We start from the raw sequence: 932 nt of genomic DNA on the forward strand, positions 1-932 counted from the left end.
ATCACAACCAACTACCATGAGCCGTTACTCTTTAGATTTTCGGAAAAAGATAGTAGAAGCCTATGAAAAAGGAGACACTTCTATCCGAAAAGTAGCGAAACGCTTTTTGGTGAGTCCAGACACGGTAAGGCGACTGGTCAAACAGTATCGATTAACGGGAGACTTATCTCCTCGTAAGTGTGGCACTAAAAAGAAAAGCATTTGATCTAAGCATGAGGAAGCCGTGATAGATATTGTAGAAGCCCACCCCGACCTGACCTTATGGCAATATAGTGAGAAGCTCAGAGAAAAGCTGGGCATAAATGTCAGTACGACCATGATAGATAGATTTTTAAAGCAGCACGATATAAGTCTCAAAAAAAAACATACAGGAGCGAAAAAGTAGTAACTGAAGAAGTACAGAAAGCGCGAGTAGATTATTGGGAAAGAATTAGAGATGTGGCTCCTGAAAAGCTTGTGTTTATTGATGAAAGTGGGTTATGGGTAGGGATGAGCAGACCGTTAGCCAGAGCTACGAAAGGGAAAAAAGTCTATGAACTGCGGAAATCCTCTCGAGGTAAAAAAATGACAATAATTGGTGCAATTAAGCTCTCCGGAGTGGTGGCGACTCAAACATTAGAAGGGTCGATGAAAAAAGAGGATTTTCTCCAATTCATCAAGTTAGATTTATTGCCAAAATTAAAAAAAGGAGATGTAGTGGTAATGGATAACTTAAATTATCATCATCGAGAAGAAGTCCAAGAAATGATAGAGTCAGTAGGAGCCAGGGTAGAATATCTGCCGGTGTATTCCCCTGAGTTTAACCCTATAGAGATGATGTGGTCACAGCTCAAAAGTTTAGTGTGCAAGTTCAGGACGGAGACCATGGAATTATTAGTGAGATTGGTAGAAGTGGCGGTAAGCCTTGTGGATTTACAGTGTTTGAATAACTG

1 pseudogene is annotated in these 932 nt (G+C 40.6%); it reads left to right on the forward strand.

Going from position 1 to position 932, the window contains the following annotated elements:
- Positions 1–16 precede the first annotated feature (16 nt).
- A pseudogene (locus P5674_RS25235) lies at positions 17–932 on the forward strand (IS630 family transposase); the annotation flags it as partial.

It is taken from the genome of Limnospira sp. PMC 289.06 (genome assembly GCF_032350395.1).
Classification (GTDB): Bacteria; Cyanobacteriota; Cyanobacteriia; order Cyanobacteriales; family Microcoleaceae; genus Limnospira; species Limnospira platensis.